At 70.4% G+C, this 22,713-nt stretch carries 21 protein-coding genes and 1 pseudogene; 8 read left to right on the forward strand and 14 right to left on the reverse strand.

Annotated elements, in window-relative coordinates:
• Positions 1-79 precede the first annotated feature (79 nt).
• Positions 80-889: an intradiol ring-cleavage dioxygenase gene (locus ACZ3KJ_RS03010; RefSeq protein WP_467524096.1), complete on the reverse strand. Its 810-nt coding sequence runs from the start codon at positions 887-889 to the stop codon at positions 80-82.
• 255 nt (positions 890-1,144) lie between these two features.
• On the opposite strand from ACZ3KJ_RS03010, the gene ACZ3KJ_RS03015 reads away from it, so the two are divergent.
• Complete coding sequence (locus ACZ3KJ_RS03015) at positions 1,145-2,116, forward strand: arabinan endo-1,5-alpha-L-arabinosidase (RefSeq protein ID WP_467524097.1); 972 nt, start codon at positions 1,145-1,147, stop codon at positions 2,114-2,116.
• The gene (locus ACZ3KJ_RS03020; RefSeq protein WP_467524099.1) at positions 2,098-3,531 is read left to right on the forward strand and encodes a family 43 glycosylhydrolase; all 1,434 of its coding nucleotides are present in this window, start codon (positions 2,098-2,100) and stop codon (positions 3,529-3,531) included. Before ACZ3KJ_RS03015 ends, ACZ3KJ_RS03020 begins: the two co-directional genes overlap by 19 nt.
• 123 nt (positions 3,532-3,654) lie before the next feature.
• On the opposite strand, the gene ACZ3KJ_RS03025 is transcribed toward ACZ3KJ_RS03020, so the two are convergent.
• The 8 genes from ACZ3KJ_RS03025 to ACZ3KJ_RS03060 all read right to left on the reverse strand — a co-directional run bounded on the left by ACZ3KJ_RS03025 (position 3,655) and on the right by ACZ3KJ_RS03060 (position 13,993).
• Entirely contained in the window at positions 3,655-5,256 is a 1,602-nt protein-coding gene (locus ACZ3KJ_RS03025) for a pyridoxal phosphate-dependent aminotransferase (RefSeq protein WP_467524100.1), read from the reverse strand.
• Positions 5,257-5,434: 178 nt separating this feature from the next.
• The gene (locus ACZ3KJ_RS03030; RefSeq protein WP_467524102.1) at positions 5,435-6,583 is read right to left on the reverse strand and encodes an aldose epimerase family protein; all 1,149 of its coding nucleotides are present in this window, start codon (positions 6,581-6,583) and stop codon (positions 5,435-5,437) included.
• A 66-nt stretch (positions 6,584-6,649) separates the two neighbouring features.
• A complete protein-coding gene (gene mmsB, locus ACZ3KJ_RS03035; RefSeq protein WP_467524104.1) occupies positions 6,650-7,894 on the reverse strand; it encodes a multiple monosaccharide ABC transporter permease in 1,245 nt (414 codons plus the stop codon).
• Positions 7,891-9,441 (reverse strand): multiple monosaccharide ABC transporter ATP-binding protein, encoded by a 1,551-nt coding sequence (gene mmsA / locus ACZ3KJ_RS03040; protein WP_467524105.1) that lies wholly within the window; start codon positions 9,439-9,441, stop codon positions 7,891-7,893. The genes mmsB and mmsA overlap by 4 nt, the downstream gene beginning before the upstream one ends.
• A 32-nt stretch (positions 9,442-9,473) precedes the next feature.
• On the reverse strand, positions 9,474-10,580 hold the full coding sequence (gene chvE, locus ACZ3KJ_RS03045; RefSeq protein ID WP_467524107.1) for a multiple monosaccharide ABC transporter substrate-binding protein: 1,107 nt from the start codon (positions 10,578-10,580) through the stop codon (positions 9,474-9,476).
• Positions 10,581-10,749: 169 nt separating this feature from the next.
• Positions 10,750-11,721 (reverse strand): glycosyltransferase family protein, encoded by a 972-nt coding sequence (locus ACZ3KJ_RS03050; RefSeq protein WP_389511993.1) that lies wholly within the window; start codon positions 11,719-11,721, stop codon positions 10,750-10,752.
• A 110-nt stretch (positions 11,722-11,831) separates the two neighbouring features.
• Positions 11,832-12,836: a zinc-dependent alcohol dehydrogenase gene (locus tag ACZ3KJ_RS03055; protein ID WP_467524108.1), complete on the reverse strand. Its 1,005-nt coding sequence runs from the start codon at positions 12,834-12,836 to the stop codon at positions 11,832-11,834.
• Positions 12,833-13,993: a mandelate racemase/muconate lactonizing enzyme family protein gene (locus ACZ3KJ_RS03060; protein ID WP_467524109.1), complete on the reverse strand. Its 1,161-nt coding sequence runs from the start codon at positions 13,991-13,993 to the stop codon at positions 12,833-12,835. Before ACZ3KJ_RS03060 ends, ACZ3KJ_RS03055 begins: the two co-directional genes overlap by 4 nt.
• A gap of 259 nt (positions 13,994-14,252) precedes the next feature.
• Between ACZ3KJ_RS03060 and ACZ3KJ_RS03065 the strand changes: the two genes are divergently transcribed.
• On the forward strand, positions 14,253-15,353 hold the full coding sequence (locus tag ACZ3KJ_RS03065; protein ID WP_467524110.1) for an SCO2400 family protein: 1,101 nt from the start codon (positions 14,253-14,255) through the stop codon (positions 15,351-15,353).
• Between the two features lie 18 nt (positions 15,354-15,371).
• On the opposite strand, the gene ACZ3KJ_RS03070 is transcribed toward ACZ3KJ_RS03065, so the two are convergent.
• Entirely contained in the window at positions 15,372-15,773 is a 402-nt protein-coding gene (locus tag ACZ3KJ_RS03070; RefSeq protein ID WP_467524111.1) for an ATP-binding protein, read from the reverse strand.
• Between the two features lie 167 nt (positions 15,774-15,940).
• On the opposite strand from ACZ3KJ_RS03070, the gene ACZ3KJ_RS03075 reads away from it, so the two are divergent.
• On the forward strand, positions 15,941-16,483 hold the full coding sequence (locus ACZ3KJ_RS03075; RefSeq protein WP_467524112.1) for a GntR family transcriptional regulator: 543 nt from the start codon (positions 15,941-15,943) through the stop codon (positions 16,481-16,483).
• Complete coding sequence (locus ACZ3KJ_RS03080) at positions 16,480-17,262, forward strand: GntR family transcriptional regulator (protein WP_467524113.1); 783 nt, start codon at positions 16,480-16,482, stop codon at positions 17,260-17,262. Before ACZ3KJ_RS03075 ends, ACZ3KJ_RS03080 begins: the two co-directional genes overlap by 4 nt.
• A 13-nt stretch (positions 17,263-17,275) precedes the next feature.
• On the opposite strand, the gene ACZ3KJ_RS03085 is transcribed toward ACZ3KJ_RS03080, so the two are convergent.
• The 3 genes and pseudogenes from ACZ3KJ_RS03085 to ACZ3KJ_RS03095 form a co-directional block, all read right to left on the reverse strand.
• Positions 17,276-17,530, reverse strand: a complete 255-nt coding sequence (locus ACZ3KJ_RS03085) for a hypothetical protein (protein ID WP_467524114.1) — start codon at positions 17,528-17,530, stop codon at positions 17,276-17,278.
• A gap of 126 nt (positions 17,531-17,656) precedes the next feature.
• Positions 17,657-17,884 (reverse strand): annotated as a pseudogene (locus ACZ3KJ_RS03090) (IS1380 family transposase); the annotation flags it as partial.
• A 9-nt stretch (positions 17,885-17,893) separates the two neighbouring features.
• A complete protein-coding gene (locus ACZ3KJ_RS03095; protein WP_467524115.1) occupies positions 17,894-19,396 on the reverse strand; it encodes an aldehyde dehydrogenase family protein in 1,503 nt (500 codons plus the stop codon).
• Positions 19,397-19,549: 153 nt separating this feature from the next.
• On the opposite strand from ACZ3KJ_RS03095, the gene ACZ3KJ_RS03100 reads away from it, so the two are divergent.
• Positions 19,550-20,179 (forward strand): TetR/AcrR family transcriptional regulator, encoded by a 630-nt coding sequence (locus ACZ3KJ_RS03100; protein ID WP_467524117.1) that lies wholly within the window; start codon positions 19,550-19,552, stop codon positions 20,177-20,179.
• A 339-nt stretch (positions 20,180-20,518) separates the two neighbouring features.
• On the opposite strand, the gene ACZ3KJ_RS03105 is transcribed toward ACZ3KJ_RS03100, so the two are convergent.
• Positions 20,519-21,019: a MarR family winged helix-turn-helix transcriptional regulator gene (locus tag ACZ3KJ_RS03105; RefSeq protein WP_467524118.1), complete on the reverse strand. Its 501-nt coding sequence runs from the start codon at positions 21,017-21,019 to the stop codon at positions 20,519-20,521.
• Between the two features lie 89 nt (positions 21,020-21,108).
• Here ACZ3KJ_RS03105 and ACZ3KJ_RS03110 point away from each other — a divergent pair, with 89 nt between their 5' ends.
• Positions 21,109-22,128 carry an NADP-dependent oxidoreductase gene (locus tag ACZ3KJ_RS03110; protein WP_467524119.1) on the forward strand — a complete coding sequence of 340 codons (1,020 nt, stop codon included), beginning with the start codon at positions 21,109-21,111 and terminating at the stop codon, positions 22,126-22,128.
• Between the two features lie 105 nt (positions 22,129-22,233).
• Complete coding sequence (locus tag ACZ3KJ_RS03115; RefSeq protein WP_467524120.1) at positions 22,234-22,653, forward strand: organic hydroperoxide resistance protein; 420 nt, start codon at positions 22,234-22,236, stop codon at positions 22,651-22,653.
• Positions 22,654-22,713 lie beyond the last annotated feature (60 nt).

Here is a 22,713-nt window from a genome sequence, read left to right on the forward strand (position 1 = left end):
CCCTGCCGCGGGTCCGTCGGCCGGACCGGCCGGGCGTCACCGCGCACCTGGTGACGCCCGGCCGGCCGCCGTGGGGAGGTCAGCTCGACTCGACGCCGAGCGTCAGGGCCGCCGCGTACCCGGCGGAGGTGGTGCTGCCCAGTGCGGTGAGCGTGAGGAGGCCCGACGCGGCGCCTCCGTCGTCGTAGATGGAGTCCTGGGCGAGGGTGGTGCGGGTGACGGTGTTCGTCGAGTACGGCGAGACCGTCGCGACCTTGGCCGTGATCGTCTCGTCGAAGAACAGCTGGCCGGTGTGGATCTCCTGGCCGCCGGTGAAGGAGCCGTCCGAGGTCAGGGTGACGTTCGTGTGGACCTTGATGTGGATGTGCACACAGCGGCCCCGGTACCAGCCCGGGTAGATCGAGGTGATGGAGGCGACGCCGCTGGAGTTCGTCAGGACTCCACCGCGCAGGAAGGTGCCGCTGTCCGGTTCGCTGTGGCCGTTGTTGCCGACGAAGCCGGAGTACTCGCCGAGGGCGTCGGAGTGCCAGAGCTCGACGAGGGCGTTGCTCAGGGGGACGCAGGTGTCGTCGTCGACGACCGTGAGGGTCAGCTTGAGCGGGATGCCCGCCTTGCCTTCGGTGATGTCGGCGCGGACGTACTGTCCGTCGAGGTAGTAGGGGCCTTCGGTCATCTCCTTGGTGAGGGTGCAGACGGCCGCGGCCGCCACGGGGGCGGCGGCAGCGGCGTCCGCGGCCGGGGTGCCGGCGGCGGGGGCGTCGGTCGCGGCGACGGCGCCGACGGCCAGGGTCGCGGCCGTGGCGCCGGTGGCGATCAGCACGGTGCGGCGGCCGAGGGACTGGGAGGTCTCGGTGTGCGCGTCCTGACGCGCATCTGTGGTGTCTGTCATGGGCACGGCACCGTAGGAGCGGTTCCTGTCCGAGGACTGTCAATTTGGCAAAGTGGCCGACCGTCAAGTCCCATGCAGGACAAGGGGAGTGACGCGGTCCGCTCCGGGGGCCGGACGAGGCTCCGGTGGTGCTCCGAAAACTTCCGGGGCTGCGCGGGCCATTGACGCGCAAGGGGTTCGATTCTACGTTCCCGTCCGACGACGCGACTGCCGTTCGATATCACGAACGGCTGACCCCACTGAAGGAGCGTCCGCATGAGCCGCATCTCCCGCAAGGCCGCACTCCTCGCCCTTCCCGCCGCGATCCTGCTGGCGCTGACCCCCTCCACCGCCTCCGCCTACCCCAACCCCGGCACCGTCACCGGCTCCACCGTCGTCCACGACCCGACGATGATCCGCGCCGCCGACGGCCGCTACCTCCTCTACGCCACCGGAGGCGGCCTGTCCTACCGCACCTCCACCGACCGCGTCGCCTTCACCGCGGGCAGCGACGCCTTCACCACCAAGCCGAGCTGGTGGTCGTCGTACGGGACGACGGAGGCGTGGGCGCCGGACATCTCCTACCAGGGCGGCAAGTACCTGATGTACTACGCCGTCTCGACCTTCGGGTCCAACACGTCCGCCATCGGCCTGGCCGGTTCCACGACCGGCCTGCCCGGCTCCTGGACCGACTACGGCACGGTCTACACCTCCAGCAGCTCCAGCGACTACAACGCCATCGACCCCAACCTGTTCGTCGACGGCGACGGCACGTGGTGGCTGTCGTTCGGCAGCTGGTGGACCGGGCTGAAGATGATCCAGATCAACCCCTCGACCGGCAAGCAGCTGTCGAGCAACACCACCCGCTACTCCCTCGCCTCCCGCCCGACCGGGACGAAGGCCGTCGAGGCGCCGTACATCGTCAAGCGCAACGGCTACTACTACCTCTTCGCGTCCTACGACACCTGCTGCGCCGGCACCAGCTCCACCTACAAGGTCAAGGTCGGCCGGGCCACCAGCGTCACCGGCCCGTACTACGACCAGAGCGGCGTCGCCCTCATGAACAACGGCGGCACCCCGGTGCTGGAGTCGCACGGACGCTACATCGGCCCCGGCGGCCAGTCGATCATGGCCGACGCCGACGGCGACCTGATCGTGTACCACTACTACGACGGCCAGGACAACGGCACCCCCAAACTCGGCATCAACCTCCTGAACTGGAGCAGCGGATGGCCCGTCGCCTACTGACCCTGCTGGCCGCGCTGCTGCTCGCCCTGTCCCTGGGACAGTCCTCGGCCAGCGCCGCCTCCTTCGCCAACCCGGTCAAGGCGCAGAAGGGCGCCGACCCCTGGATCGCCTACCACGACGGCAACTACTACCTGGTGTCGACGAGCTGGACGGACGTCATCACCGTCCGCAAGTCCGCCACCCTCGCCGGCCTGGCCGGCGCGCCGAGCGTGCAGGTGTGGCAGGGCGACGCGGCGAGCCGCTGCTGCAACATCTGGGCCCCCGAGCTGCACTACCTCAACGGCCGCTGGTACCTGTACTACGTCGCCGGCCAGAACGTCTCCGACTACAACCCGACCCAGCGCACCCACGTCCTGGAGAGCGCCGGCTCCGACCCCCTCGGCCCGTACACCTACAAGAACCAGCTCAACTCCGCCTGGATGCTGGACCCGACGGTGGCGACCGTCAACGGGCAGCTGTACCTCTTCGGCAGCACGAGCAGCGGCACCCAGAACCTCGTCGCGGCCCGCATGTCGAACCCGTACACCCTCGCCACGGGCTTCTCCACCGTCTCGACGCCCACCTACTCCTGGGAGACGTCGGGCGGCGCGGTGAACGAGGGCCCGGAGATCCTCCAGCGCAACGGGCAGACCTTCCTCGTCTACTCGGCGAGCGGCTGCTGGACCGCCGACTACAAGCTCGGCCGGCTCACCCTCACCGGCAGCGACCCGCTGTCGGCGTCCTCCTGGACGAAGAAGTCCACGCCCGTCTTCCAGCGCAGTGACGCCAACGGCGTCTACGGGCCGGGCCACAACGGCTTCTTCACCTCCCCGGACGGCACCGAGAACTGGATCGTCTACCACGCCAACGACGCGGCGTCGGAGGGCTGCGACAACGGCCGGACCACCCGCGCCCAGAAGTTCACCTGGAACTCCGACGGCACCCCGGACCTCGGCACCCCCGTCGCCCTCGGCGCGAGCCAGACCGGCCCGTCCGGCGAACCGTCCACCGTCTCCACCACGTACACCCTCACCAACCGCAACAGCGGCAAGTGCCTGGACGTGACGGGCAGTTCGACGGCCGACGGCGCCAACGTCGCGCAGTACACCTGCAACGGCGGCGCCAACCAGCGCTGGCGGATCGAGGACCTCGGCGACGACACCAGCCGCCTCGTCAACGTCGCCTCCGGCAAGGTCCTGGACACCGCCGACTGCTCCACCGCCGACGGCGCCGACCTGCGCCAGTGGAGCTGGCTGGACAACACCTGCCAGCGGTTCCGCTTCCTCGCCACCGACAGCGGCTACGTCCGCGTCGTCAACCAGGCCACGGGCAAGGTGGCCGACGTCGAGAACTGCTCCACGGCCGACTCCGCCGACGTACGCCAGTGGACCTGGCTCAACAACACCTGCCAGCAGTGGAGCCTGAACCCGGCATAGACCACCCCCGCGCCCCCGACCTCTGGGGGCGCGGGGAACTGCGCGAAGGCCCCGACGCCCCCGCGGCCGCCGGTGCACGGTCCGCCCCACGGCGCACAGGCGTGTCCGGTTCAGCCCGGCGGCTCAGCCGACCTGCCCCATCCCGGCCGCCGTCGGCCAGCTCTGCGCGTTGTTCGGCCAGCCCGACGCCGCGGCGGGGGAGAGGCCGTCCGTGCCGCGGACCTGGGCCGCGGTCAGACCGCCGCGGGCCGGGACACCCGGCGGGGTGGGGCCGGGCGCCGGGGCGGCGGGAGCGGCGGGCGGCACCGGGGACATCACGGCCGCCGCCGCGGGGACGGGGGCCGGGGCCGGGGGCGCCGCCGGGACGGACGGCGGGAACACTTGGGCCGCCGCCGGCAGCGGCATCCCCGCCCCGCCGGTCTGCGCCGCCGCCGGCATCTGGAGGCCGGCGACGGCGGCCGGAGCCGGCCCCGGCAGACCGGCGCCGACGGCCTGAGCGGCGAGGCCCTGCATGCCGGCGCCGTTGGTGGCGCCGATCAGCCGGTCCACGGCCGCCGTGCCCGAGCTGTAGCTGCTCCCGGTGCCCAGCTCGGGCACGGCGGCTCCCCTCCTGGTCCCGTAGAGCACCTGTTCCAGGCCGGACACCAGGCGACGCACGTCCACCTGGGGGCGCACCACGAGCCGCAGGAAGCGGCTGGAGGAACCGATCTTGTTGCCGCACTCGCGGACCAGGATGCGGTGCTCGGTGAGCAGCCGGTCGCGGACCACGGTGCCCTCGGCGCCCACCGGAAGGCGCACGAAGAGGAAGTTCCCCTGGGAGGGGTAGACGGTCAGGCCCGGCAGCGCGGAGAGCTGGCTGGCCATCTCCAGGCGGTCGCGGTACACCTGGTGGAGGCTCTGGGCGTACTCGGCGCCGTGCTCCTTGAGGATGAACACCACGTACTCGGCGAAGGCGTTGAGGTTCCATTTCGGCAGCATGGAGCGGACCCGGCCGGCGAGCGAGGGATTGGCGACCATGTAACCGAAGCGGATGCCGTGCAGGCCGAAGTTCTTGCCGAGGCTGCGCAGCACGATGACGTTGGGGCGCAGCATCGCCTCCTGGACGACGCTCGGTTCGGCCTCCGCGTCGGCGAACTCCAGGAAGGACTCGTCGATGACGACCAGGTCCAGGTCGGCCATCGCGTCCATGAACTGCACGATCGCGTGCTTGTGCAGGAACCCGCCGTCGGGGTTGTTGGGGTTGCAGATGACGGCGGCACGGGTGCCGCGCGCCCGGATGAACTCGGCGTACTGGGCGAGGTCCAGGGCGAAGCCGCTGGATTCCTGGAGCGGGAACATGTCGACCCGCTTGCCGGTCTCCATCGGCTGGTCGGTCCAGCGGCCGAAGGTGGGGACGGGGACGGCGAGGGACTCGCGGACCAGCAGGTGGTCGATCCAGGTGATCAGCTCGGTCGAGCCGTTGCCCATCGCGACCGCCTGCGGCGGGAGCTGGAGCAGGTTGCACAGCTCGGCGGTGATGGTGTCGGCGCTGCTCGGGTAGTACGTGATGATGTCGCGGAGCTTGGCCGCCATCACGTCGAACATCGCCGGGGTGGGGAAGTAGGGGTTGCACGGTATGCAGAAGTCCACCGGGCCGACCCCTTCGCCGCCCTCGCGCGTCAGCGCTGCCATGGACGGGCTGTGCGCCGCGGTGTTGCGGAACAACGAGGAGACGTTGTCGGCCATGGAACCTCCGTACGGGGCGGGCCCGGTGGGGACGACCGGGTCCGTCGTCATGTGGGTGGCCCGTGCGGGGGAGCACGGGCCGCCCTTACATACGGAGACTGGGGTGACGCTGTTCAATCGCTGAGGATCGCGTGAGAAGTTGTGCGGTTCCTGTGAAGGTCCGCGGGTGGCCGGAGGGTCAGTGGCCGAACGAGTGGACGGTCGTCGTCCGGTACGTCTGCCCCGGCCGCAGCACGGTCGACGGGAACGACGGCTTGTTCGGCGAGTCCGGGAAGTGCTGCGTCTCCAGGCACAGGCCGTCGCCCTGGCGGTAGACGGTGCCGCCCGAGCCGACGAGCGTGCCGTCGAGGAAGTTGCCGGAGTAGAACTGGAGCCCCGGCTCGGTGGTCGCGATGCGCAGGGTGCGGCCCGAGGAGGGGTCGCGCAGGGTCGCGACGGGCACCGGCTTCGCCGTGACGCCCTTGTCGAGCACCCAGTTGTGGTCGAGGCCCTGGCCGTACAGCAGCTGCGGGTGGGCGACGCGGATGTCCTCGCCGACGGTCTTGGCCCGGCGGAAGTCGAAGGGGGTGCCGGCCACCTTCGCCAGTTCACCGGTGGGGATCAGGCCCGAGTCGACGGGGGTGTAGCGGGAGGCGGCGATCTCCAGCTCGTGGTCGTAGACCGAGCCGCTCGCCTCGCCGGCGAGGTTCCAGTAGACGTGGCTGGTGAGGTTGACGACGGTGGCCTTGTCGGTGGTGGCCTCGTAGTCGATGCGCCAGTCGCCCTGCCGGGTGAGGGTGTAGGTGACCTTCACCTCGAGGGTGCCGGGATAGCCCATCTCCCCGTCGGCGCTCGTGTAGCGCAGGTACAGGCCGACGTCGGAGCCCTTCGTGAACGGCTCGACGTCCCACACCCGCTTGTCGAAGCCCTGGGCGCCGCCGTGCAGGGTGTTCTCGCCGTCGTTGACGCTGATCTGGTGGGCGGTGCCGTCGAGGGTGAACCGGCCCTTGCCGATGCGGTTGCCGTAGCGGCCGATGAGCGCGCCGAAGTACGGGCTCTTGGCGACGTACTCCTCGATCGTGTCGAAGCCGAGGGAAACGTTCCTGTAGCGGCCGTGGCGGTCGGGGATCTCCAGGGACTGGACGATGCCGCCGTAGGAGAGGACCTTCAGGCGGGTGCCGCCGTTGGCCAGCGACCAGAGGTGGACCTTCGTGCCGTCCGCGAGGGTACCGAAGAGCTTCTTCACGGGCGTGCTGCCTCCCGAGGCGTGTGCCGTACCGCCGAGCGTGGTCGCGGCGATCCCGGCGGCCGCGGCGCCCGCGATGACTGTGCGTCGGTTCAGTTCCATGGAGTGCGGCTCCCTTGAAAGGGCGGGGCCCCGCCGGACGCTTCCGGCGGGGCCCCGCTCGTCGACCTACGAACCGGACTTGCGCTTGTTCCAGACGTCGAACCCGACCGCGGCCAACAGGGCCAGGCCCTTGATGACCTGCTGCCAGTCGCTGCCGACGCCGAGGAGGTTCATGCCGTTGTTCAGCACGCCGAGGACCAGACCGCCGATGATCGCACCGAGGACGGTGCCCACACCGCCGCTCATCGACGCGCCGCCGATGAACGCCGAGGCGATCGCCTCGAGTTCGAAGTTCAGTCCCGCCTTCGGACCGGCCGCGTTCAGACGGGCGGCGACCACCAGACCCGCCAGGGCCGCGAGCACGCCCATGTTCAGGAAGACGTAGAAGGTGACCTTCTTGTCCTTCACGCCGGACAGCTTCGCCGCCGGCAGGTTGCCGCCGATCGCGTAGATGTGCCGCCCGAACACCGCGTTGCGCATGACGTAGCCGTAGCCGACCACCAGCACGCCCAGCACCAGCAGGATGATCGGGGCGCCCTTGTAGCTGGCGAGCAGCAGGGTGACCACGAGGATCGCGGCGACGATGGAGACGATCTTGAGCAGGAAGATGTTGCGGGGCACGACCTCCAGCGCGAACTCCTGCTGGCGCTTGCGGTCCCGGACCTCCTGGAGCACCACGAAGACGATCAGCACGATGCCCAGCAGCAGCGTGATGTTGTGGTAGTTGGTGGTCGGGCCGACCTCGGGCAGGAAGCCGTTGCCGATCTTCTGGAGGCCGTCCGGGAAGGGGCCGAGGGTCTGGCCCTCCAGCAGGATCTCCGTCACACCGCGGAAGGTCAGCATGCCGGCGAGGGTGACGATGAACGACGGTATGCCGAGATAGGCGATCAGATAGCCCTGGATCGAGCCCGCGACACCGCCCACCACCAGGCAGAGCACCACCGCGACCGGCCACGACACGTCGTGCTGCACGGTCAGTACGGCCGCGAAGGCACCCACGAACGCCGTCAGCGACCCCACCGACAGGTCGATGTGGCCCGCGATGATCACCAGCATCATGCCGATCGCGAGGATCAGGATGTAGCTGTTCTGGAGGACCAGGTTGGAGACGTTGCGCGGCAGCAGCAGGTCGCCGTCGGTCCACACCGCGAAGAGGACGACGATCAGACCGAGGGCGATCAGCATGCCGTACTGGCGCATGTTGCGGCGCAGGCCGTCCAGCATCAGCTGGAGCAGGCCGTCGCCCGCCGCCCCCGGGCCCTTGCCCGGCGGCGCGGCGGCCGGGCTCTTGTCGGTCACTTCGGTGCTCATCGCGTTACCTCTTTGTCCTTCGTCATCTGACGCATCAGCACTTCCTGCGTGGCCTCGGCCCGCGGGACCTCGCCCGTGAGGCGTCCGGCGGCCATGGTGTAGATGCGGTCGCACATGCCGAGCAGTTCGGGCAGCTCGGAGGAGATGAAGACGACCGCCTTGCCCTGGGCCGCCAACTGGTCGATGACCGTGTAGATCTCGTACTTGGCGCCCACGTCGATGCCGCGCGTGGGCTCGTCCAGGATCAGCACGTCCGGACCCGCGAAGATCCACTTGCTGAGGACGACCTTCTGCTGGTTGCCGCCGGAGAGCTTGCCGACCGGCTCGAAGACGGTCGGGGCCTTGATGTTCATGGACGTGCGGTAGCCCTCGGAGACCTGCCGCTCCTCGTGCTCGTCGACGATCCCGCGCCGGGCGACCTTCTTCAGGGCGGTGAGCGAGATGTTCCGGTTGATGGTGTCGATGAGGTTGAGGCCGTAGTGCTTGCGGTCCTCGGTGACGTAGGCGATGCCGTGCCCGACCGCCTCCGCGACGGTCTTCGTACGGATCTCCCGGCCGTCCTTGAGGACCGTGCCGCCCGCGTGCCGGCCGTAGCTGCGCCCGAACACGCTCATCGCGAGCTCGGTGCGGCCGGCGCCCATCAGCCCCGCGATGCCGACGATCTCCCCGCGCCGCACCTGGATCGACACGTCGTCGACCACCTTGCGCTGCTGGTCGATCGGGTGGTGCACGGTCCAGTTGCGGATCTCCAGGGCGGGCGCCGCGCCCGCCTCCGGCCGGTGCGGGGTGCGCTCGGGGAAGCGGTGGTCGAGGTCGCGGCCCACCATGCCGCTGATGATCCGGTCCTCGGTCGTCTCCGGCGCCTTCACGTCCAGCGTCTCGATGGACTGGCCGTCGCGGATGATCGTCACCGAGTCGGCGACCTTGCGGATCTCGTTGAGCTTGTGGGAGATGATGATCGAGGTGATGCCCTGCGTCTTCAACTCCAGGATGAGATCGAGGAGTTTGTCGCTGTCCTCGTCGTTCAGGGCCGCGGTCGGCTCATCCAGGATGAGCAGCTTCACCTTCTTCGACAGCGCCTTCGCGATCTCCACGAGCTGCTGCTTGCCCACGCCGATGTCGGCGACGCGGGTCTCCGGGTGATCGCTGAGACCGACCCGGCGCAGCAGCTCGGAGGCGTGCCGCAGCGTCTCGTTCCAGTTGATCAGCCCGCGCGTGGCGTGCTCGTTGCCGAGGAAGATGTTCTCCGCGAGGGAGAGGTACGGCACCAGCGCCAGCTCCTGGTGGATGATCACGATGCCGTGCTGCTCGCTCGCCCGGATGTCCTTGAAGCGGCAGACCTCCCCCTCGAAGAGGATCTCCCCCTCGTAGCTGCCGTGCGGATGGACGCCGGAGAGCACCTTCATCAAGGTGGACTTCCCGGCGCCGTTCTCACCGCAGATGGCGTGGACCTCGCCCTGCCGGACGGTCAGCGTGACGTCCGACAGCGCCTTCACACCGGGAAAGGTCTTGACGATCGAGCGCATTTCCAGGACGGGTCCCGCCATGGTCGTGCCTTCCAATCCGTAAGGTTCGACGCTTACTTGAGCTGGTCCGCCGTGTAGTAGCCGCCGTCGACCAGGATCTGCGAGTAGTTGGTCTTGTCGACGCTCACCGGCTGGAGCAGGTAGGCGGGGACGACCTTGGAGCCGTTGTCGTAGGTCTTGGTGTCGTTGACCTCGGGCTCCTTGTCGTTGAGGACCGCGTCGACCATGTTCGAGGCGACCTTGGCCAGCTCGCGCAGGTCCTTGTAGACGGTCTGGGTCTGCCCGCCCGCGATGATCGACTTCACCGAGGCCAGCTCGGCGTCCTGACCGGTGATGACCGGCAGCGCCTTGCTCCCGGAGCCGTAGCCGTCGGACTTCAGCGCGGACAGGATGCCGATGGAGATGCCGTCGTACGGCGAGAGGACCGCGTCGACCTTCTCGGTCTTGTAGGACTTGGTGAGGATGTCGTCCATGCGCCGCTGGGCGGTGGCGCCGTCCCAGCGCAGGGTGGTGACCTGGTTGAGCGCGGTCTGGCCGGACTGGACGACCAGCTTCTTGCTGTCGATGTACGGCTTCAGGACGCTCATCGCGCCGTTGAAGAAGTACTTGGTGTTGTTGTCGTCGTTGGAGCCGGCGAACAGCTCGATGTTGAACGGGCCCTTGCCGCTCGCCAGGCCCAGCTTGTCGACGATGTAGTTCGCCTGGAGCTCGCCGACCTTGGTGTTGTCGAAGGAGGCGTAGTAGTCGACGTTCTCCGAGCCGAGGATCAGGCGGTCGTAGGAGATGACCGGGATGTCCGCGTCCTTGGCCTGCTGGAGCACGTTGTTCAGCGACTTGTTGTCGATGGCCGCGATGATCAGCGCCTCGACGCCCTGGGTGATCAGGTTCTCGATCTGCGAGACCTGCTGGTCGGGGTCGTCCTCGCCGTAGACCAGCTTGGTCTTGTAGCCCTTGGCCTCCAGGTCCGCGACGACGTTCTTGCCGTCGGAGATCCAGCGCTCCGAGGACTTGGTCGGCATCGCGATGCCGATCGTCCCGCCCTTGCTGTCGCCCTTCTCCTCCTTGCTCCCGCCTTCGCCGCTCTGACCGCAGGCGGTCAGGGTGAGGGCCAGGGAGGCGGCTCCGGCCACGGCGGCGAGGGCTGCTCTACGAGTACGCATGATCATCATCCTTGATGTGGTGAGAGAGAGCCTCGGTCCTCGGGCGGGAGCGCTCCCCTGCGACGGGGGAGACCGCGCGGGAGGGACCGCGCGGAAGGGACCGAGAAAACGCGCGTGTGGGATTGTGTTCGACTGCGTCGTGTTCTGTGAAGGGGACTTTCCCGGAACGTTATGCGGAAGTTTCGAAACGCCGCAGCGCGCCCGGGAGTCGGGAGCCCAGCGGGGCCATGTCGCCGTCGGCGCCGTGACGTGCCAACAGGTCCAGGGCCAGCCTGCCGCGCCGCACCCGCTCCTTCGCGGTGGACAGCGTCAGGTCCCGCAGATGGTGCCCGTAAGGGTAGATCCCAGGTGCCTTGGAGAGGCCGAACTTCAGGTACAAAGGGGCACCGCGGCGGATCAGTTCGGCCACCTCGTACATCCGGACGTACCCGCCGAGGTCGTCGGGGGCCTCGATGTACATGTCCATGGGGGCGCCCGACACCCGCCGGATCTCGGTGAGGTGATCGAGCGTCAGGTCGCTGGGCACGTTGACGGAGTCGGCGCCGAGCCGCTCGTAGACCGCGTACGCGGCCGGGTTCACCGGGCCGATGAGCGCGCTCACCTTGAGCGTGGTGTCGGCCGGGATGATGCCGGCCTCCCGCGCCCGGTGCAGCGTCCACAGCACGCCCTCGTCGGCCACGAGCAGGCACTTGACGCCCAGCTCCGTCGCCCGGACGGCGTCCTCCACGCAGCCGGCCACGGCGTCGTGCCCGCGCGCCCTCAGGCCCGCGCCGCGGGAGTCGGTACGGGTCGACCCGCCGATGTCCCAGGTGCCGCGCGGCCCGGTGAACAGGCACAGTTCGATGTCGCGTTCGCCGGTCGCCTCCACCATCTCGGTGATCTCGGCGTCGGTGAGCATCCACACGCCGCTGCCCTGGCTGATCCGGTGGATCGGCACGTCGAGCCGCGAGGCCTCCTTCAGCACGACCGCCAGCGCTTCGGGACCCTCGCACGAGGGGATCTCGGTGCGCCAGCGGCCGCCGCCGGGGAAGCTGTGGGCGGAGGTGTCGGCGGGGTCGAGGGCGGGCGCGTCCAGCCCCAGGGCGGCGAGCGCCTGCTCGCCGGGGCGGCGGGCGGCCGTAGCGGAAGCGTCGGTCGTCACAAGCTGTCCTTCGTGTTCGTTATTTCGGACAAGGTTCGCGGCTCAAGTCGTACGGGCTTGGGTGTACACCGGTGCGGCGGGTGTCGGAGGCCCGCCGCACCGGCGTACGTCTAGGGGCGGAGCAGCACCTTGCCCACCTTCGGATCGCCGGATCCCACCAGCTCGATCGCCTCGGAGAACGCGCCGAGCGGCAGCTCGTGCGTGACCAGCGGCAGCGGGTCGAGCAGCCCGGAGGCGAACACCCGCACCGTGTGCGACCAGGCGTCCGGCGGCGCCCCGAAGACGGAGTGCACCTCCAGCTGCCGGACCACCAGGTCGGTCGGGTCCAGCCCGTCGGCGCCGGCCGCCGGGATGCCGGTCAGCACCAGCCGCCCGCCGCGCCGCAGCAGCGCGGCGGAGGTGCGTGCGGCGGACGCGGACCCGGCGGTCTCGATCACGACGTCGAAGTCGTCGGGCAGTTCCTCGCCCCGGGTGCGGAAGGAGGTGGCGCCGAACTGCCGGGCCAGACCCTCCCGGTCCCGCCGCGTGCCCACGACCAGCAGCTCGCTCGGCGATCCCGCCCTGAGGAACTGCACGGCGAACATGCCCAGCGTCCCGGTGCCGACGACCGCGACCCGCTCGCCCGGCAGCGCGTGCGCCTTGATCGCGGCGGCCGCGATGCAGGCGGCCGGCTCCAGCAGGGCCGCCGCCGTCAGGTCGGCGTCGTCGGGCAGGACGTGCAGCAGCCGGGCCGGCAGGGTCAGCGTGGCGGCCATCGCGCCCGGCTGGGTGAACCCGGTCTCCTCGTACCCGTCCGTGCACAGCGTCGTCTCGCCGGCGTGGCAGCGGTCGCACACCTGGCAGTTGCGGAAGCCCTCACCGACGACCTTGCGGCCCACCAGGGACTCCGGCACCCCGGCGCCCACGGACCGGACCGTCCCCGACCACTCGTGGCCGGGGACGAGCGGGTAGCGGACGTACCCCTCGGGCCGGTTGCCCTGGTAGACCTCGCGGTCGCTGCCGCAGATGCCCACCGCGTGCACCCGCACCAGCGCCTCGCCGGGACCGGGCTCGCGAGGCGTGTGCTCGGTGAGCCGGTGCTCGCCGGGCGCCTCGACGACGACGGCGTTGCTCACTTCTCGGTGCCCTTCGGCTTGCGCTGCTCCCAGCCCTCGGCCCACAGGTCGAACCGGGCCTGCTGCTGCGGGAACTCGGCGGCCGCGTCCACGTCCAGCTCGACGCCGAGACCGGGCGCGTCGGACAGGTGGAAGTAGCCGTCCACCACCTCCGGAGCCCCCTTGACGACCTTCTTGATGTCCGCGTCCGCGAAGTCGTTGAAGTGCTCCAGGATCTTGAAGTTCGGCGAGGTGAAGCCGACCTGGAGCGAGGCGGCGGTCAGCACCGAGCCGCCCACGTTGTGCGGGGCGACCAGCATGTAGTGGGTCTCGGCGGTCGCGGCGAGCTTGCGCGTCTCCCAGATGCCGCCGATGTGGCCGACGTCCGGCTGGATGATGTCGACGGCCTGGCTCTCGAAGAGCTCCCGGAACTCGATCCGGTCGTGGATGCGCTCGCCGGTGGCGACCGGCATGTCGACCTTGGCCGCGACCTTCTCCAGCGCCTTGAGGTTCTCCGGCGGGACCGGCTCCTCCAGCCACGCGGGCTTGAACGGCGCCAGCTCCTTGGCGAGGCGGACGGCGGTGGCGGGCGAGAACCGGCCGTGCATCTCCAGCATCAGCTCGGCGTCCGGCCCGATGGCGTCGCGCACGGCCTCGATGAGGGAGACGGCGTACAGGCTCTGCTCGTGGTCCAGCTCGTAGTGGCCGGTCCCGAACGGGTCGATCTTGAGCGCTTTGTACCCGCGCTCCATGACCCCCTGGGCGGCCTTGTGGTAGGCCTCGGGCGTCCGCTCGGTGGTGTACCAGCCGTTGGCGTAGGCCTTGACCTTGTCCGTGACCTTGCCGCCCAGCAGCTGCCAGACCGGCACCCCGAGGGCCTTGCCCTTGATGTCCCAGCAGGCCATCTCGACGACCGCGATGCCGGACATCACGATCTCGCCGGCCCGCCCGTAGTCGCCGTACTTCATGCGGCGGGTGAGGTCCTCGACAGCGAACGGGTCGGAGCCGAGAATGTGGTTGGCCTCGGCCTCCCTCAGATACCCGATCAACGCGTCGGTGTGGCCCAGCATGCGGGTCTCGCCGACACCCGTGATGCCCTCGTCGGTGTGCACCTGGACGTAGGTCAGGTTGCGCCAGGGCGTACCGACCACGTGAGTGCTGATTCCGGTGATGCGCACGGAAGTTGCCCTTCAGCTGTTCGAGATTTCGTCACACGTTCGAAATGCTGGCGTGACAGTAAGGAGGGGGCGAGGGGGGTGTCAATGGGTCGGACACATAACGGTTTCGACAGTTTCGACAGCGGCTTTTCGGTTTCGATGCCCGGAACGGGTACGGGACCCCTCTCAGGCCCCCGCCGGGAGGCCCTTCGGTTTCCCACACAACCTTCACAGGCACCCCTAGGAACGTCACCCGGCAGGAACTTAGTCTTCCCGCGTCATGGACTACTGCCACCCGTGCCGACGGCACCTCAACGGCGCCCTCGCCTGCCCGGGCTGCGGCACCCCCGCCCCGTATCAGGATGCGCCCGCGCGCGGGACGTACGCGCCGGAGGCGTACCCGGCCCGGGCCTACGCGCCGGAGCCGTACGCCGCTCACGACGCCGGGGCGGAGCCGTACGCCGCTCACGACGCCGGGGCGGAGCCGTACGCCGCTCACGACGCCGGGGCGGGGTCGGACGGAGCGTACGGCTCCGGGGTGGGCGCGCAGGCCCTTGGCACCGGCGCGGACACGCGGGGGGCCGAGACGGTCACCCCCGAGGCCGCGGCGACCCCCGATACCGGAGCGGGCGCCCCCGACTCCCCCGACTCCGGGGCGGTGGCCCCCGGGGCCGGGGGCCGGGCCGCCCGCCGCCGCGAGCAGGAACGCGGCCGGGGCCGCGGCCGGGGTCAGGCCCGAGGCCGGGGCCGGTCCCACGGCGGCCGGTCCCACGGGCCGGCACCCGCCGCCGAAACCGCCTACGACTCCGACTCCGCCGACGACCCCACCGATGGCTCCGCCGAAGGCGATGCGAGCCGTCGCGATCGCAAGGCCGCCGTCCACCGCCGGCGCCGCCGCCGCACCCTCCTGATCACCGCGGGCTTCGTCCTGGCGGCCGGCGGACTGAGCCTGGCCGAACTCGGTATCGACGGCGCCGTTCTCCCCGGCTCGAACCCGGCGGCGGCCGGGGGCGAGTCGACGGAGGTCGACGCCGACGAGCCCACGGCGGGCACCACGGCCGAGCCCCTGGACGCCAGGTCGGACACCGGCGGCGACGGCGCCTCGGCCTCGCCGGACCCCTCGGCCTCGGCCTCCGCGTCCGCCTCGGGGGCCGCGTCGGCGTCCGCCTCGCCGGGTGCGTCGGAGTCGTCCACGACCGGCCCGGACCAGGACCCCCAGTCGGCGACCGTCCCGGTCACCTCCCCGGCCACCTCCGGCTCCGACACCGCGGCGGACACCCCGTCCACCCCGACGTCCGACCCCACGACATCAGAGCCGGCCCCGGAACCGGAACCTTCACCTTCGGAAACGTGCGACCGGTTCCTGTGGTGGTGCAGCTGAGCGCAACGGGTGTCGCCGTCAGGGCCTCCCGGGACGGCGGTCGGTCTCGAAGACCGCCCACACCGTCTTGCCGATGACGTGCTCCGTGACGCCCATGTCGTCGGCCAGCTGCCTGGTCAGGTGCAATCCCCGTCCTGAGCACGCGAGGGTGTCCGGGGCCTGAAGGGCGGCGAACGGGCCGCCGGTGTCCCGGACCCCCAGGCGCATCACCGTGCCGTCGAGTTCGAGGGTCACGCAGTACTCCCGGCCCGGCGGAACGCCGTGCAGCAGCGCGTTCGTGGCGAGTTCCGACGCGCACAGCTTTATGTCGTCCAGCCGGTCGGTGCGGTCCCACTCCACCAGGACCTGGTGGACGAAGGCGCGGGCGTCGCGCACCGAAGCGTGCGAGCGCGGAAAACGACGTTGCTGTGGCAAGGGCACGGTCGGCCACCTCCGCAGTGCTGGAGCAAGTGCCGCGACACTACTGCTATTCGCGAAAAGCAGCCAGGTGACGCTCGAGGTGGACAGCTTGGGGACCGTGCGCCCGAAGTCGCCTAACGTGTACGGCGCAAGGTCGAACGAACGGTCCGGCCGTACAGGAGGACGCCGTGAGCGCGAGTGGGTGGGTCAGCACCTCGTTGCCGTATCTGACGCCACGCAGACAGGGGCGGGGTGACGCCTGGGCCGAGGAGGCGGAGGCTCAGGGGCGGCGCGGTACTCAGCGGATCGTCCACGCGGGCGAGGTGCCGGCTCCGGCGGACGTTGCGGGGCTGCTCGGGATCGCGGAAGGGGAGCCGGTGGTCGTGAGGCGGCGCCTGCTCCTCCTCGATGACCAGCCGAACGAACGCACCGACACCTACTACCCGACCGCCATCGCCCGGGGCACCCGGCTCGCCGGGACCGCCAGGATCCCGGGTGGAGCCGTCACGCTCCTCGCCGAACTGGGACACGTCGGCGTCCTCGTCACGGAGGACGTGACCGCCGGAATGCCGGACGAGGAGGAGCGGGAAGCCCTGCGGACAGCCGCCGACGAGCCGGTCCTGCGGATCACTCGGCTGACCCGGGACCGCGACGACCGGCCGATCCAGGTCGACCGTATGGTGATGCCCGCCCCACGGCAGAGGCTGCGTTACGAGATCAGGATCGGATGACCGTGCCCAAGGCAGTACCGGAAGCCGCCGACCGCCGCTCGCTGCACGAGAGGATCGCGGCCGATCTGCGCGACGACATCATGAGCGGGGAGCTTGCGCCGGGAGAGAGCCTGCCCTCCACGGTGCAGCTCAAGGAGCGCTTCGACGCGTCGAACGCCACTGTCCAGAAGGCCCTTCAGCTCCTTAAGGACGAAGGTCTGGTGGTCGGAAGGGCCGGCGCGGCCGTCACGGTCCGCGAACACCGCCAGCGCACGGTCCGCCCTGCCGCGCTCGCGGCACCGAGCGCACCTGGAGAGCCCTTCCGCTGGCTCACCGAAGCGGCCAAGCACGGCACGCGCGCCCGCAGCGAGCTGCTCGACGTGCGGGAGACCCGCCCACCGGCCGATGCCCGAGCCGCCTTCGGCCTCCCGTCGGACGGCACCGCCCTCCTCCGCAGCCAGCTCCTGTTGATCGACGAGGAGCCCGCCGAACTCGTCTACTCCTACTATCCGTTGGACATCGCCAGAGGTACGCCGCTCACGAATCGTCGGCGGATCAAGGGCGGGACGCCCGCGCTGCTCACGGAACTCGGTCACCCTCCTCGCCGCAGTGTGGACCGCGTTTCCGCGCGGGTCCCGACCCAGGAGCAGTACCAGGTCCTCCGCCTGACGAGCGGCATGCCGGTCCTGCGCACCCTGCGGGTCGTGCACAGCGATCGTGAGGAGCCGGTCGAGGTGACCGTGATGGTGAAGGCGGGGCATCTGTACGAAGTGCAGTACGAGTTCGCCGTCGGCGAGTGACCGCCTTCTTCCGTCACCGCGTCCGGCGCCGCGACGCCCCACGGGTGGGAGGCGGCTGACCGGTCCCGTAGGCCACCACGTCCACCACGTCGTCGCCGGCCACGCAGTCCAGGGCGCGTCGGCTCAGCCGGTACGTCCAGTAGTGGTGCAGGCCGTACAGCAGGGGCCCGGACAGGGCCAGTGCCAGTTCGGCCTGCCACGGCATCGTTCCCGTGGGCAGTGCCGTGGCCAACGGCGAAACCACGGCGGCCGTTCCCGTGGCGCGCATTCCCGTCACCATTCCTCACCGCCGTCATGTCGCCGGGAATTCAATATCGCTCGCCGGGTCGACCGGGCGTGCAGGGTGACGCGGAGCGCATGGGCGAGATGGCGGCGGCGAGGCTCGGCGGAAAGGGTCCGGCGCCTGTCGGCCGGCCAAGCGCCAGACCTTCTCACGGACTTCGGCCCGTGCGACGCGGATCGTCCGAAGGGCGGTGTCGCCGGAGGCGGCGAGGACGTCGACCAGGCGGGAGACCGTCGGGTCGGAGGCGACCGGCCCGAACACGGCCGGCTCGGCTCGCAGCATGCCGACGTCGGCCAGGCAGTCCCCGCCCATCGCGACTGCCGGCGCGAGGTCCGGGAGGTGGCGTGGTCACAGCGCGATGCGGACGGTCTTGACTTGGGTGTAGGTGTCCAGTCCCTCCAGGCCGCCTTCGCGGCCCAGGCCGGACTGCTTGTAGCCCCCGAAGGGGAGGTTGCCGGTGCTCATCTCGGCCCAGGTGTTGATCCAGACGGTGCCGGCCTCGATGGCCGCGGCCATGCGGTGTGCGGTGGTGAGGTTGGTGGTCCAGACGGAGGCGGCCAGTCCGTAGTCGGTGTCGTTGGCCTGGGCGATGGCGTCGTCGATGCCGGTGAAGGTGGTGATCACGCCGACGGGGCCGAAGATCTCCTCGCGGACGACGCGCATGTCGGGGCGGACGTCGTCGAGGAGGGTGGGGGCGAAGAAGTATCCGTGGTCACCGAAGCGCCCGCCGCCGGTCACCACGTTCGCGCCCTCCTCGCGGGCGGTGTCGAGGTAGGAGCGGACGCGGTCGAACTGCGCCTTGGTGGAGAGCGGTCCCACCAGCGTGCCCTGGGTCAGCGGGTCGCCCGGGGTGAATGCCTCCATCGTCTTCAGCAACTTCTCGACGAACTCCTCGCGGATGCTCTCCTCGACGAACACCCGTGATCCGGCGACGCAGACCTGTCCCGCGTTACCCAGGAAGCCGGCCGCCACGCCGCGGACCGCGACGTCAAGGTCGGCGTCGGCGAAGACGACCGACGGCGACTTGCCGCCCAGTTCGAGCGTTATGCGCTTGAGCGTGTCGGTGGCCTGGCGCTGGACCAGCTTGCCGGTCGCGGTCGACCCGGTGAAGGCGATCTTCGCGACACCGGGGTGCGCGACCAGCGCGTGGCCCGCCTCGGCGCCCAGGCCGGTGACGACGTTCACGACACCGGCCGGCAGGTCGGTGCCGGTCAGCAGCTCGGCCAGGCGCAGCGTGCTCAGCGAGGCGGTCTCGGCCGGCTTGAGCACGACGGTGTTACCGGCCGCCAGGGCCGGGGCGAGCTTGCCGGGCAGTTGGCCCATCGGACCGTTCCAGCCCCAGATGATGCCGACGACACCGAGGGGCTCCTTGCGGGTGTAGGCCATGCGGTCCTTGCCTGCGGGAACACTCACGCCGGACAGCTTGGTGGGCCAGCCCGCGTAGTAGCGGAAGACCTCACTCGCCTCGGCCAGCATGTGTGCGGTCAGCATGTGGGGTGCGCCCATGTTGACCGAGTCGATGGTGGCCAGTTCGTCGGCGTGTTCCTCGATGACGTCGGCGATCTGGTTCAGGATCCGGCCGCGCCGGTCGGGGCTCATTTCCGCCCAGGAGGGATCGGTGAACGCCGCCCGCGCGGCGTGGACCGCGGCGTCGACGTCGGCTGCCTCGCCGCGCGGCACACTGGCCAGCGCCTCTTCGGTGGCCGGGTCGGTGTTCGGCAGCGTTCGTCCGGAGAATGCGGCGACCTGCCGGCCTGCGATCCACATCATCCGCTCCCCGGCCCGCACGTACGCGGGGATGTCACGGCGGGCGGTGTCGGCGACGGGCGGGGCGCTCACAGTCGCAGTCATGGTTGTTCCTCTCCTGGTGTCCTGACAGCAGATCCGCCATAAGCAGATTGCCTGTCCACTTAACGTAGCGGACAGGCTGTCCGTTTACAAGGAGAAGTGAGAAGGGTGTCCGGTACGCTGAGGTTCTGGAGCCGAAGGAAGGAAGCATCCGCCGTGAGCGCTGAGCCCGCCCCTGCCCGACGTGCCGACGCCGAGCGCAACCGGTCGAAGATCATCGCGGTTGCCCGCGAGGCCTTCGCCGAACCCGGCGCCGCACCGTCGATGGCCGAGATCGCCCGACGCGCCGGCGTCGGCATGGCCACGCTCTACCGCAACTTCCCCGGCAGACTCGAACTGGTTGAGGAACTCTTCCGCCACACCGTCGACGACATGTGCCAAGCCGCCGAATCCGTCAGTGGCGACACGCCTGGCGAGGCCTTCTTCGCCTGGCTCATGCGCTTCCACGCCCTCGGCGCCCGCAAAGGACCTCTCGCCTCCGTCCTCCTCTCCGAATCCGCCCATGGCACCCCCATCCTCCGCGCCAGCCGCTCCCGCACAATCGCGGCCGGCGAACCCCTTTTCCGCGCCGCGCAACGCAGCGGAGAAGTGCGCGACGACGTCTCTCTCGGACAGATCCTCGACGGCCTCGTCGCGCTCGCCGGCATCGATAACGGCCCGGACTTCCCCGGCGCCCTGATCCGCATCCTGCTCGACGGTCTGCGTCCGAATCCGCGCACCACGGGCGGATCGCCGACTGCCAGTGAAGGCATGGACACCCCCACGACCACAAGAAGGGGAGAGTGATTGGCGTCCGCCTCCCCGTAAGACCCCGCGCCTACCTGTGCCGCCGCAGGATCCGCTGCACCTTTCCGGACAAGGCCGGCCAAGCGCTGCCGTCGGCAGCTTCGGCGTCGGGGCATGGGTCCAGGATCCCTGGCAGCGGACAGGATCCAGACAAGCCCTCACCGATGCAGGTCAGAGCCGCTCTCCACGCGCTCGAATCAAGTCCCGGAGAGGCCGGCTCGTGAAAGCCCGAGGCTGCGGGTCGCCGGAATGGCGTGCCGCCGGCGCCGCAGCCGGCCGGCCTGGTTGTGGCTGAGGACGTCGTAGTCGCCGCCGATGATGTACGCCGGCCGACGAGTGTCAGCCGCCGGTGTCCGAGGCGTGTCGGCCGTCGGTGTCCGAGGCGTGTCGGCCGTCGGCGTCCGGCGGTGTCACCATCCGCCGCAGCAGTCCCCGCAGCACCCCCCGTTCCTCCTCCGTCAAAGCCGCCAGGGGTTCGCGGGCGAAGCGCAGGCCTTCGCGGAGGGCCTTGGCCACCCGGCGGCCCTCCGCGGTGGCGGCCGCCAGCTTGACGCGGCGGTCGGCCGGGTCGGGGCGGCGTTCGGCCAGGCCGCGGGCCTCCAGGCGGTCGACGATGCCGGTCACGTTGGACGGCTCGCACCTGAGCCGGTTCGCCAGCTTGCGCATGGGCAGCGGCTCCAGGGAGAGCAGGCTGAGCAGGCGGGCCTGGGCGCCGGTGAGCGCGTAGGCGGCGGCGGCTTCCTCGTAGTCCTCGTGGAAGCGGGCCACCACCTCGCCGATCAGTTCGACGACCTCCAGGGTCAGGGCGTCGGGGCGGCGGGCCGGGGGTGAGGGTGCCATGGTGGACAGGGTACCCGGCTTACTTGACATGCTGAAATATTCAGCCGCATGGTTGTTTCAGTTAGTGAAACATCAGAGAGGCATCCCCCATGACCGACTCCGCCCTCCCCGCCGCCGGCCGCGAATGGCGCCTGATCAGCCGACCCGTCGGCTGGCCGAAGCCCGAGGACTTCGAGCTGGCCGAGGCGGAGGTACGGCGGCCCGGACCCGGCCAGGTCCTCGTCCGCAACGAGTACCTCTCCGTCGACCCCTACATGCGCGGCCGGATGAGCGCCGCCAAGTCCTACGTCGCCCCCTACGAGCTGGGCAAGGCCATGCAGGGCGGCGCGGTCGGCGAGGTCGTCGCCTCCGAGGCCGAGGGCATCGCCCCGGGCGACCACGTCCTGCACTTCGGCGGCTGGCGCGAGTACGCCACCGTCGACGGCGGGCAGGCCGTCCGGGTCGACCCCGAGGCCGCGCCCCTCTCCACGTACCTGGGCGTCCTCGGCATGACCGGCCTCACCGCGTACGCGGGCCTGCTGCGCACCGCCTCCTTCAAGGAGGGCGACGCGGTGTTCGTGTCCGGCGCGGCGGGCGCCGTCGGCAGCCAGGTGGGGCAGATCGCCCGGCTGAAGGGCGCCTCGCGGGTCATCGGCTCCGCCGGATCCGACGACAAGGTCAAGCTGCTGATCGAGGAGTACGGCTTCGACGCCGCGTTCAACTACCGGAGCGGCCCGGTCGCCGAGCAACTGCGCGAGGCCGCGCCCGACGGCGTCGACGTCTACTTCGACAACGTCGGCGGCGACCACCTGGAGGCCGCCATCGGCTCCCTCAACCGGGGCGGCCGCATCGCGGTCTGCGGCATGATCTCCGTCTACAACAACACCGAGCCCGCCCCCGGCCCGAAGAACCTCGTCCGCCTCATCCAGACCCGCGGCCGCATCGAGGGCTTCCTGGTCGGCGACCACTACGACCTCCAGCCGCAGTTCGTCCGGGAGGTCGGCGCCTGGGTCCGCTCCGGCGAGCTCAAGTACCGCGAGACGGTCGTCGAGGGCATCGAGAACAACCTGGAGGCGTTCTTCGGCGTCCTGCGCGGCGACAACACCGGGAAGATGATCGTCAAGCTGTAGCGGCCGCGAGACCTTCCTCCTCGCTTCCGGGATGCGGTAAGTTTTTTCCGCATCCCGCCGCGATCGTGGGCGCGCGTCGCGGCGGACCGAGGAGGAGACAGCCCCATGCCGATACAGCAGTCCGACGTCCTGTACACCGCCGTCGCCACCGCCGAGAACGGCCGCGACGGCCGGGTCGCCACCGATGACGGCCGGCTCGACGTGGTCGTGAACCCGCCGAAGGAGATGGGCGGCAGCGGCGCCGGCACCAACCCGGAGCAGCTGTTCGCCGCCGGCTACAGCGCCTGCTTCCAGGGCGCCCTCGGCGTCGTCGCCCGCCAGGAGGGGGCCGACGTCACCGGCTCGACCGTCACCGCGAAGGTGGGCATCGGCAGGAACGACGACGGCTTCGGGCTCATCGTCGAGATCTCGGCCCACCTCCCGAACACCGACCCCGGCACGGCCCGCGCCCTGCTGGAGAAGGCCCACCAGGTCTGCCCGTACTCGAAGGCGACCCGCGGGAACATCACCGTCACGCTCGTCTGACGGCGCTCGCCGCGCCGTCGCGCACGACGGAGGCCGCACCCCCGGACGCGGGGTGCGGCC

The organism is Streptomyces sp. NPDC003248, assembly GCF_055563235.1.

Excerpts from the sequence above, each read along its gene's own strand:
- ACZ3KJ_RS03010 (WP_467524096.1), bottom strand. The coding sequence starts at position 889 with ATGACAGACACCACAGATGCGCGTCAGGACGCGCACACCGAGACCTCC.
- ACZ3KJ_RS03015 (WP_467524097.1), top strand. The coding sequence starts at position 1,145 with ATGAGCCGCATCTCCCGCAAGGCCGCACTCCTCGCCCTTCCCGCCGCG.
- ACZ3KJ_RS03020 (WP_467524099.1), top strand. The coding sequence starts at position 2,098 with ATGGCCCGTCGCCTACTGACCCTGCTGGCCGCGCTGCTGCTCGCCCTG.
- ACZ3KJ_RS03025 (WP_467524100.1), bottom strand. The coding sequence starts at position 5,256 with ATGGCCGACAACGTCTCCTCGTTGTTCCGCAACACCGCGGCGCACAGC.
- ACZ3KJ_RS03030 (WP_467524102.1), bottom strand. The coding sequence starts at position 6,583 with ATGGAACTGAACCGACGCACAGTCATCGCGGGCGCCGCGGCCGCCGGG.
- mmsB (WP_467524104.1), bottom strand. The coding sequence starts at position 7,894 with ATGAGCACCGAAGTGACCGACAAGAGCCCGGCCGCCGCGCCGCCGGGC.
- mmsA (WP_467524105.1), bottom strand. The coding sequence starts at position 9,441 with ATGGCGGGACCCGTCCTGGAAATGCGCTCGATCGTCAAGACCTTTCCC.
- chvE (WP_467524107.1), bottom strand. The coding sequence starts at position 10,580 with ATGCGTACTCGTAGAGCAGCCCTCGCCGCCGTGGCCGGAGCCGCCTCC.
- ACZ3KJ_RS03065 (WP_467524110.1), top strand. The coding sequence starts at position 14,253 with ATGGACTACTGCCACCCGTGCCGACGGCACCTCAACGGCGCCCTCGCC.
- ACZ3KJ_RS03080 (WP_467524113.1), top strand. The coding sequence starts at position 16,480 with ATGACCGTGCCCAAGGCAGTACCGGAAGCCGCCGACCGCCGCTCGCTG.
- ACZ3KJ_RS03085 (WP_467524114.1), bottom strand. The coding sequence starts at position 17,530 with ATGCGCGCCACGGGAACGGCCGCCGTGGTTTCGCCGTTGGCCACGGCA.
- ACZ3KJ_RS03095 (WP_467524115.1), bottom strand. The coding sequence starts at position 19,396 with ATGACTGCGACTGTGAGCGCCCCGCCCGTCGCCGACACCGCCCGCCGT.
- ACZ3KJ_RS03105 (WP_467524118.1), bottom strand. The coding sequence starts at position 21,019 with ATGGCACCCTCACCCCCGGCCCGCCGCCCCGACGCCCTGACCCTGGAG.
- ACZ3KJ_RS03110 (WP_467524119.1), top strand. The coding sequence starts at position 21,109 with ATGACCGACTCCGCCCTCCCCGCCGCCGGCCGCGAATGGCGCCTGATC.
- ACZ3KJ_RS03115 (WP_467524120.1), top strand. The coding sequence starts at position 22,234 with ATGCCGATACAGCAGTCCGACGTCCTGTACACCGCCGTCGCCACCGCC.